The sequence below is a fragment of the Prevotella sp. AM42-24 genome (assembly GCF_003461825.1).
Taxonomy (GTDB): domain Bacteria; phylum Bacteroidota; class Bacteroidia; order Bacteroidales; family Bacteroidaceae; genus Prevotella; species Prevotella hominis.
Genome location: NZ_QTXV01000004.1, coordinates 137,181 through 147,229 on the forward strand (window position 1 = coordinate 137,181; position 10,049 = coordinate 147,229).

Consider the following 10,049-nt stretch of genomic DNA (forward strand, 5'->3'; position numbering starts at 1 on the left):
AATCGTAATTCCTTAATTTTAGAATGTTACTGCAGCACCTACCTGAAGGCTTCTGGTAAGAGGCTGGGTTGTACCGTATGAAGCGGCATCAGCCTCGTCGAGATGATCAAGCGTGAAGAGGTCTGTTCCGCGAGCATACAACTTCACTTTGTTGATGAAACCTATCTTGTTCAACCATGCTGATGGCAGATAATAATACATCTCCACATAGCGGAGCTTGAGATAACTGCGGTCAAACATGTTGAGCGTGCTGTTCAAATTGTTGTTGGCATTGCTGGTTGCTGAGAGACGTGGGAACTTTGGATTCTCGGTATTGCCACGCTCTGCAGACCAGGAGTTCTCGTAAAGATACTGAGACAGCGTGTTATTAGCTACGGCTGAACGGTACAAGCCATTGGTGGTCTTGAAACCGGTCCACTTGCCTACGCCCTGGAACATGGCATCGATACCCCATCCCTTGTACTCTGCACCGAGATGGAAGTTGTAGTAGAGGTCTGGCGCAGTAGTGCTGTAACCTATCGCCTTGCGGTCGTTGTTGTCTATCGTCTCGTCACCAGTCAGATCCACGTACTTTACATCTCCCGGATGAATGGTTGTGAAATTGTGGATTGGGTAGTCCAATTCCTTCATCTCTGAAGCTGAAATAATGCCATCGCCATTCAGGTCGTCACTCTTCTGGAAGAAGCCATCTGCGATATAACCGAATGCCTGGCCGTATCGCTTGCCTGTAGAAGAGGTATTGGCATAGAGCTGTGGAGCCTCTGCCTGATTCTTCACGATGGTCTTGTTGAGTGTGAGGGAACCACCAAGACTGATGGTGAGATCCTTGTTCAACTTCTTGCTGTAGTCTGCCGATACATCGAAGCCATGGGAATTGATGACTCCTACTGGCTCATAAGGAGCTGTCATACCGAATACGCTGGAATAGCTGCCTGCTGTAGAATACCAGATATCATAGCGGTGCTGGTAGTAATAATCTGCAGAGATATTCAGACCGCCAAAGAGTGTGGCATCGAAACCGACATTAACCTTGCTTGCATTCTCATGATCGATATGCTGGGTCTTGGCTGTGCCGAGATAGGTATTACCCCACTGTGTACCTGTATAGGTAGCATCGAATGGATAGCTTACGCCGTTCATCTGATAGAACTGGTCGTAATAGGTCCATACGTCTCCACCAGGAAGCACATCCAGTACCTGGTTGCCCCAGGAAGCACGCAACTTCAGGAAGTCGAGCCACTTCACATTCTTCATAAACTTCTCATTGGAGATATTCCAGGCGAAAGAAACGTTTGGAGACATCGCCCACTTGTCGCCAGGAGCCATACGGCTGGAACCGCTCTCTACCAGGGCTACATCGAAGAGAAGTCTGTTGTCATAACCATAATGACCGAACAAAGAGATATTGTGGCGATATACGGTGGTATTGGTACCGGTCTTGTCGTTGTACTCGTAATCGTACTTCAACTGGCCATATACGTGATGCTTCTCAGAGAAGTTCCTGTCATAGTTGAGTGCTGCATTCCATACGCAACGGCGAATCCATGAGTTATTGTTGGAACCTGTACCCATGTTGGAATCTGTACCCTGTACGGCAGAGAGTATTCCTTCGCCATCAGCAACGACCGAACCATTGGTTGGCACCTCGTAGTAGGCATAGCGATAGGTCTTGGAATGGTCTTCATAGACATTAGACCAGGTATCATAACCCAACTGAGCCTGAGCACTCAAACCCTCGGTGATGGATGAGAGATCCTGCTCCAACACCAAGTCGGCATAGAGCGCACGCTGATGGTTCTTATAGTAAGCTGCGCCCTGGCTCTGAGCCACTGGATTGGAAGTAGTATATACTGTATTACCACCCCATACGGTATCTGAAGCCTTCACTGGGAATGCATTGGCTGGCACCTTATAGATCATAGACCAGAGGTCGGCCTGCGCACCTGGCTGCGACTGTTCTGTCAGCAAGCCATACAAGTGGGTATGCAACTTTGTTTTGAGGCCCAGGTCAATATCCATATTGGAACGCAGTGTTCCGCGCGTATATTTATTCTGTGTAGAATATCCGTCGTTCTGGAAGTTCTTGATGAATCCCTTGTTGGTCAGCAACTGCACGTTGGTATAATAACGGAAGTTGCTGGTACCTCCCTTGAACTCAACATTGAAGCGATCGTTGTTGGAAACATTGCGGAAGGTTTCGTCAGCCCAGTTTACATTTGGATAATAGAGCGGATTGGAACCATCTCTATAGGCATTGATGACCTCTGAACTATAGATATCGCCACCATTCTGGTTATGATAAGCCTCGTTGACTGCTGATGCGTATGTAGCTGCATCTACCATCTTAGGCTTGTTGGTCAGGAAAGAGAACACGTGATCATAAGATGCAGTAATCGACTTAGTATTGTACTTACCATGCTTGGTAGTAATCAGAACCACGCCGTTGGCACCCTTGCAACCATAGAGAGCCGTAGCCGCAGCATCCTTCAGGATAGATACACTCTCCACATCCTCAGCTACCACATTTTCGATGGCACGCTCTACTCCATCCACGATGAAGAGCGGAGTGCTGCCGCTGGATGACTGGATGCCACGGATATAGAAAGCTGGATTCTGGGCATGGAAAAGACCGGAACCGTCGAGACTGACGAGACCATTGCCCTGACCCAGGATATTGTTACCGATGTTGCGTGCGCCACGCTTGTTGACATCCTTGTTGGTGATGACACTGACGGCAGAAGTGGACTGCTCGCGGGTAAAGGTGCGGTTGGCGCCTATATCTACGGTCTGGTCCTTATATGCCACAGAGTCCATGATGTCCTGCTGCGCCATTGCTGGCAGGCTTATGCCTGCAAGCAATGACAACATATATATATTCTTTGTTTTCATATACAAATTCATTTTAACTTAGTTAGTTCCCTGAGGTTCTTCTTACCAACCTGGGTTTTGTACAAGACCATAATTCTTATTGATTTCTGCCTGTGGAAGTGGATCGAACAACCACTTCTTCACTTCGTTGCTCTTAGGATCCTGCGTCCAGAGATAACGGCTATTGGCTGTAATCGTCTTGATGCAACTCAGGAAGAACAGAGGCTGTGTAGATGACGGATCATTATCACGGTCACCTCCTACCCACGCAGCATTACGGCTCTGGAAACCATCGCTGGTCTGGATCAGACGATACTGCATCAAGCCGTGCAGTTGCTTGGTCATCCAGTCGGTACGCTTCAGGCGAACCATATCAAACCAGCGGGCATTGGTAAGTCCCAACTCTCTTACTCGCTCATCGAGAAGTTCTTCCATAAACTCATTAGAAGTTGCACCATTGTCCAGAGTTACAGTTGTATTCAGGGCAGCCTCTGCGGTAGTTGCTGTATAACCCTTTGCCTTGCGGTAAGTAGAATTGGTCCACATTCTCTCCATGGTAGGAAGACCTACACGGGAGCGAACCATATCCACCATATTTACAGCTTTTTCTACATCCTTGTCAGTACGCATCACGAGTGCCTCTGCATACTGCAAATAGAACTCTGAGAGTGACAGAGAAACCCACTGGGTTGGGAAGCGGTAAGAATCAGCAGATTCATCAGGATAACCACCTGCGCCCAAGTAATATTTGTTGAATCCATAACCAGAACCGAACATAGTATTCTGCTGGGTCAGGACACCTGTACCACCATCATTACCACTATACCAGAGTTCCCAAGGATAACCTGTCATAGAAGCGGTTGTCCAATCAAGGTTTGTATTCTGTCCGTTCACAATACACTCCTCATACAAACGTGGGTCGCGTGTAAGAACTGTTGTAATCTGACGGGCACCAGAAGGCACCGTACCATCTACAAACATCGTATGCAATGATTTCTTGTTACGCGAAATCGCACCTGTGAATTTATTGGTTACGAAGTTGGTTACATAGATTGTAAACGAACCATCCTTCTTATATACCATGGTTGAATCCGGTTCTGTAACCACCTTGCCACTCACCTGCTTGTAAGTTTTCGTGGCAGCTTTATCCCAGTCGAAAGGTTCACCATCGCTCCATGAGAATTTCTCAACATATTCCTGTGTAGGACTATAGGCATTACGTGGTATTGACTTTGAATACCAATAGTGCCAGCAATAACGTCCTGCTTGGGAATTATCATTACCCTGCACACGTACAGAGTGTAAAATCTCCTTAGAAGCATTGAGGTAATAACCCTTGCGGTATGCCAGACGATAGTATGGCACCTTCTTGTCAGCATTGTTGGCACTGGCTGGAACCTTAGCCTGCTCCAACTCATATACGCCTTCCTTCTCCAACTTATCAGCGAAATCGTCGCAAGCCTTAGCAAAAGCATCCCAACGCTCCTGATATTTAGAATTGTCGGTGTACATGATATATGGCTTTACCTCGTCAGAAGCACCATCGTAATATGGCTTACCGTCCTTTGGATTGAGCAATGGAGAAGCAGCAAACTGAAGAATCTTACACTTCAAAGCCATCGCACCAGCCTTGGTCCAACGACCGGTCATCGTTGAATTTACGCTCCAAGGAAATTCATTTTCCTGGATAGCCAAATCGAGCTGCTCTACCATCCAGTTCACACACTCCTCTACGGTATTGCGCTTGAACTCGCCATTCACCTCGCCTGTCTCCAGAACGTGATCCATGATAGGAATACCACCGAAGTGCTGGAAAGTATTGAAGAAGGCATCAACCATGAGGCAGCGAGCCTCAGCCTTCAGACGATTCTTCTCGGATGCATCCATATCCTTTTCAGGAGCACGGTCAACATTCGCTAAGAAAATCAAACCAGAACGGATGGTCTTCCACTGGAACTCCTTGTCGTATGAATAAAGCGGACCGTCCAATCCATCTGAACGACCAATATTGGCAGTCAGAGAACCTGTGTAATACTTTGAATAGACAGCAGCTCCATTCCAGAAGTCATGCCAGCAGTCGGTCAAGGCGTCAAACTTACCTGTATATGGGTTACCAGCATGAGGCATGTTGGTACCACCATTATAATATGGCAAGCCATAATACTGCTTAGAGTAGATACCTACAAGAAACTGGCGTGTATATTCTGCATTCTGGAATACAGAGTCTATAGTAGCAGTAGAACTGGTTGCCTTGTCGAGAGAAGCATCTCCCACAGCGATGGTATCGGTACAAGCTGTGAAAGCTGCACCTGCTACCAACATGGCTACTGCACTACGAAATAATATATTATGTTTCATTGTTTCTTTGTTCATTATGTTACATTACCTTTGATTAGAAGCCTACATTCAAGCTGATGGTGTAGGTACGCTGCAATGGGTAAGAAGGAGCATTGGATGCTCTTGTCTCAGGGTCACCCCACTTGTAAGGAGTAAAGGTAAGGAGGTTGTATCCCGAAAGGGTTACCTCGCACTTGTTCATACCTATCTTCTTGAAAGTAGGATTGATGAAATCGTAAGACAGAGATACGGTCTTCAGACGGAGATACTTCGCATCTTTCTCCCAAAGATCTGAATTTTCATAGTTCTGCTCGGCATTCGCCCAGGTTGCTCGTGGATAGAGTGCATCCTGACTCTCATAGACTCCAGGTGTCCATGTATTGTTCACATGATATGAGAGAAGTCCACCCTGGGTTGTATTGGATGAACAGTAGAATGGCTGACGGAACACATCAGTAATGTAACGGCTTACATTCCATGCACCTGTGAGCTGCATATTGAAGGTGAGACGCTTGTAGTTGAAACCGAGAGTGAGACCTGCCATGTACTCAGGATCATCGGTATAACCATTGTCGCGAGTCATATCGTTAGGATCAATCTTACCATCTCCGTCGAGATCCACATACACACAGTCACCTGGCTGCAAGTTGGTTATGCGCTGCTGAGGGAATGGGGTTCCAAAAGTCTGTTCATACTCAGCCTTGGTCTGCTCTCCCTCATAGTACTTCCAGAACTTATACATTGAGCGGGCACCGATACGATGACCCTTTGCCAACATATAGTCGTTCTTCTGAGGCTCTTCCTTCATCTCGATGATCTCATTCTGGTTGTAAGAGAGATTCAACTTACCCCAGAAACGGAAATTCTTACCGATCTTGTCATTGTAGCCGAGAGACAGTTCCCAACCCCATGCCTTGGTCTCACCTGCATTGGTATATGGCATGGTGAAACCGATAGAAGATGGTACGGTTGCATCGCGTACAAGGATATCAGTACGATGCTCACGATAGTAATCGAAGGTTGTCTTAAAGCGGTCGCCAAAGAAATACAGGTCGAAACCATAGTCCTGCTTGAATGCCTTCTCCCAACCGATATCAGGATTGTTCTTGATAGACTCGTAAGCACCTGCTATGGAAGAGGTTCCCTGTACAGTACCAGACTGGGCATTACCGAAGAGATAACCGTATGTATCCGCCCAGTTGCTCATATTATTGACCAAACCATAAGAACCGGTGATATATGGGTCAGCAAGATACATAAATCGGATTTTGTCCAAAGTCTTATCATTACCGACAAGACCCCAAGAGGCACGGAGTTTGAAGAAAGAAGCAATCTTGGAAATTGGCTTCCAGAACTTCTCCTCACTGATGATCCAACCGATAGAACCTGCTGGGAAGGTACCGAAACGGCGACCTGGCGCGAAGTTCTCAGAACCATTATAACCTATGTTGAACTCTGCCATATATCTGTTGGCATAGTCGTAAGTTACACGACCCACAAGACCTACGTAAGAACGAGGCACATCTGGATATGAAATATTAGAATAATAATACTGCTTAGACTGGTTGTAAAGCATCAGAGCATTCACGGTATGCTTGCCGAATACACGTGAATAGTTGAAGCTACCCTCCAAGTACCAGTCACGTGCCTTACCCTGAGATGCTGAGTAAGAAGGATCGGTATCATTACCGTTCTGGCGATATACAATATAAGGAGTACCATCGGCATTGTAGATGACATTGCCCTGCTCGTCGTACTGTACGAGTGGGTTGTAAGTAGCCACCTGACAGTTACCCTGCTTGCTAATCGTATAAGCAGAGTTGTAAGATCCCTTCGCCTTGAAACTCAGACCCTTAGTGATAAAATCCAACTTCTGGTCGAGCACGAGGTCCATCTGTATCTTGTTGATATTGGTCTGCATGAAACCCTTACCATAGTAACCCATACCGTCACCTCCTACAAATGGCAATTTCAATCCGTCAGTATAATCGGTAGTACAATAAACCAACTTGTTATCAATGATACCAGGACTTGAGAAAGGAGTAGCATAATAAATCTGCTTGATCAGACCTGCTGCACCTGAACCAGTATATGGCTTGTCGGCATTGCTCACATTACCAGCCACATTGAAAGACAATGTTGTAGTCTTGGTAGCCTTGAGGTCGAGATTAGAACGGTAGTTGAAGCGATGATACTGATAACCGAAGTCATAGTTAGCACCAAACTCCTTGAAGAGACCATCCTGAGAATAATAACCTGTAGAGATGAAGTACTTCACGCGGTCTGTACCACCCGAAATATTCAGGTTGTGCTGCTGCTGGAGCGTCACATCCTTCATGATATAGTCTGCCCATCTCGTATTAGGGAAACGGATAGGATCAGAACCTGTAGCAAACTTCTGAATGATGGCATCAGAGAAACTCTTAGAGAATGGCTTCTCTGCCATATAGGCTTCCAAAGACGCATATTTACCATTGGCAACCGCTAAATTTGCAGTCTGCCAATAGTCATTCTCTGACATCTGATTATAGAAATTAGCATACTCTAAAGAAGAAGCCTGCTCTACCATCTTGGTAGGTGAAAGTGCTGTCCAAGAAGTAGATACGCTGATTTTGGCCTTACCCTGTGAACCACGCTTAGTAGTAATCAGGACAACACCATTGGCACCACGCACACCGAATACGGCTGTTGCAGAGGCATCCTTCAATACGGTTACACTTTCGATTTCATTAGGGTCGATATCTGCCATCGTACGCTCTACACCATCCACCTGGATGAGAGGCTGTGAGTCTCCCCATGTAGCCTTACCGCGAACGAAGATTTCTGCTGCATCATCACCTGGCTCACCGGAATACTGAACGGTAGTCACACCAGAAAGCTGACCACCCAGCACATTGTTGACAGAACCGACTGAAGTACGTACCAAGTCTTCGCTCTTTACGCTGGAAATAGCACCGGTCATGGTTACCTTCTTCTGTACACCATAGGCAACAACCTCAACGGTATTCAGAGAAACAGCACCAGAAGTCTTCATCTGAACTTTCATTCCTTCCTTGGCTGCCACGATACTTTCGTCGTAACCAATATAAGTAATCTTGAGTTTCTGACCAAGCTTGACGTTGATACTGAAGTTACCATCCATATCGGTAATAGTACCTTGTGATGCACTTCCGCCTACAACCAGTACGGTCGCACCAATCACTGGTTCGCCAGTCTCATCGACCACCGTACCCTTGACAGCCTTTGCCTGCTGCACGTTCTGTACCTCAGCATGAGCTTGCCCCCCCACGTAAGGGCTGAGCATCAGCGCTGAGCATACCAATGCAAATGGCAACACAGACTTTTTCATCATTTTGTTTTGTTTGCTCATATTTTTAAATAGGTTTTATGTTCTGTCCAATCCCCTATATACCCCAAAAAGTCAATTTGCTTAATGACAGCTACAATATTCATCTGATAGCCTCAAATGCTATTGCAGAATGATTTTGAAATTGCATATAAGTTTCATCTTCCTTTAGGCAACCAATAGGTTCATCTTGTACAAAGCTAATTTAAGAATGCTTCTGTTTTAGTCGATCACTAATCTCGTTTTAGTTAATCGCTAATCCGTATAAGCTCTTGATTTAGTTTATTTCTAACTTCGTTTAAGTCTTGTTTTAGAATTATTTCGGTTGCAAAAGTACAGAATCGATTTATTTTGCTACCTTAAATTTTGATTATTAACCCTATTTTTTTGATAACAAACCTAAAATATCGAATTCTATTTCTTAAAATTGCTTATATTATTATATATAAATAGGTATATTAGAAACGATAATCATAGAAAAATTCTGCATTTCCTTTTTTTTTAGTAACTTTGCAAAAGAAACAAGTTACAACTACCATTTATAACGAAAGATCTATGCAAACAAGTAAATATTTGCTCGCCTCAGAACGGGATGCACAATGGGGGCTCACCATCAGCACTATCGGATATGAGGTGATAGAGCCACACGACAGCTACCCTACCAAGGGACATGCTGACGGCTACTATTTTGATATCAACAAAGGCAGAACGCTGGATGAATTTCAGTTGCTCTATCTGACAGAGGGCGAAGGTGTTTTCCAGTCAGCCCACTGCCCAGAGACCGTCATCAAAGCTGGCGACATCTTCCTGTTGTTCCCTGGCGAATGGCATACTTACCACCCTACTCAAGGAAAAGGATGGAAAAGTTATTGGATAGGATTCAAGGGAAGAAACATTGACGACCGAGTGAAGCATAATTTCCTCTCTCCAGAGAAGCCAATCTATCACGTGGGGTTTAGCAACGAAATCATCAATCTATATGAGGAAGCACGATACATTGCTCAGGAGGAAGCAGCATACGCCCAGCAAACCTTGGCAGGTATCGCCAACCATCTCATCGGACTGATGTACTCCTTAGAGCGTAATATCGAATTGAATAAAGATTCAAAGCATGTAGATATCATCAATAAAGCCCGTCTCCGCATCCGCGAATCATTGGAAGGCAACCTTACCATTCAGGAGATTGCGCAGGAACTCGGCATCAGCTATTCTTCCTTCCGCAAACTCTTCAAGGAGCACACCGGTTTCGCACCTGCCCTTTATCAGCAGAATCTGAAACTGCAGAGGGCAAAGGAACTGCTTTCCACTACCGATGATAGCATCAAGGAGATAGCCTACCGCCTTAATTTCGAGTCGCCAGACTACTTCTCTTCTAAATTCAAGAGTCAGACGGGCATGAAGCCTTCAGATTTCAGAAACATGAACAGATAATTCAGAAAAACAGAACAGACTATATCACAATAGTTCGTTAAAATTTGAGATAATGGCTAAGCAGCTT

Annotated in this window: 4 protein-coding genes; 1 reads left to right on the forward strand and 3 read right to left on the reverse strand. The window is 45.4% G+C overall.

Annotation, left to right across the window (positions count from 1 at the left end; genetic code table 11):
* Positions 1 to 18: 18 nt before the first annotated feature.
* From DW917_RS02735 to DW917_RS02745, 3 genes are read right to left on the reverse strand one after another with little or no spacing between them, the layout of a single operon-like run.
* Complete coding sequence (locus DW917_RS02735) at positions 19 to 2,889, reverse strand: SusC/RagA family TonB-linked outer membrane protein (RefSeq protein WP_118116274.1); 2,871 nt, start codon at positions 2,887 to 2,889, stop codon at positions 19 to 21.
* 42 nt (positions 2,890 to 2,931) lie between these two features.
* Positions 2,932 to 5,226, reverse strand: coding sequence for a RagB/SusD family nutrient uptake outer membrane protein (locus DW917_RS02740; RefSeq protein ID WP_158570059.1), 2,295 nt, complete (start codon positions 5,224 to 5,226; stop codon positions 2,932 to 2,934).
* A gap of 34 nt (positions 5,227 to 5,260) precedes the next feature.
* Positions 5,261 to 8,575, reverse strand: coding sequence for a TonB-dependent receptor (locus DW917_RS02745; protein WP_118116250.1), 3,315 nt, complete (start codon positions 8,573 to 8,575; stop codon positions 5,261 to 5,263).
* Between the two features lie 531 nt (positions 8,576 to 9,106).
* Here DW917_RS02745 and DW917_RS02750 point away from each other — a divergent pair.
* On the forward strand, positions 9,107 to 9,982 hold the full coding sequence (locus DW917_RS02750; RefSeq protein ID WP_118116252.1) for an AraC family transcriptional regulator: 876 nt from the start codon (positions 9,107 to 9,109) through the stop codon (positions 9,980 to 9,982).
* Positions 9,983 to 10,049: the final 67 nt, after the last annotated feature.

What these genes read in the sequence shown, in the direction of transcription:
- DW917_RS02735 (WP_118116274.1), bottom strand. Translation starts at nt 2,889, where the DNA reads ATGAAAACAAAGAATATATATATGTTGTCATTGCTTGCAGGCATAAGC.
- DW917_RS02740 (WP_158570059.1), bottom strand. Translation starts at nt 5,226, where the DNA reads ATGAAACATAATATATTATTTCGTAGTGCAGTAGCCATGTTGGTAGCA.
- DW917_RS02745 (WP_118116250.1), bottom strand. Translation starts at nt 8,575, where the DNA reads ATGAGCAAACAAAACAAAATGATGAAAAAGTCTGTGTTGCCATTTGCA.
- DW917_RS02750 (WP_118116252.1), top strand. Translation starts at nt 9,107, where the DNA reads ATGCAAACAAGTAAATATTTGCTCGCCTCAGAACGGGATGCACAATGG.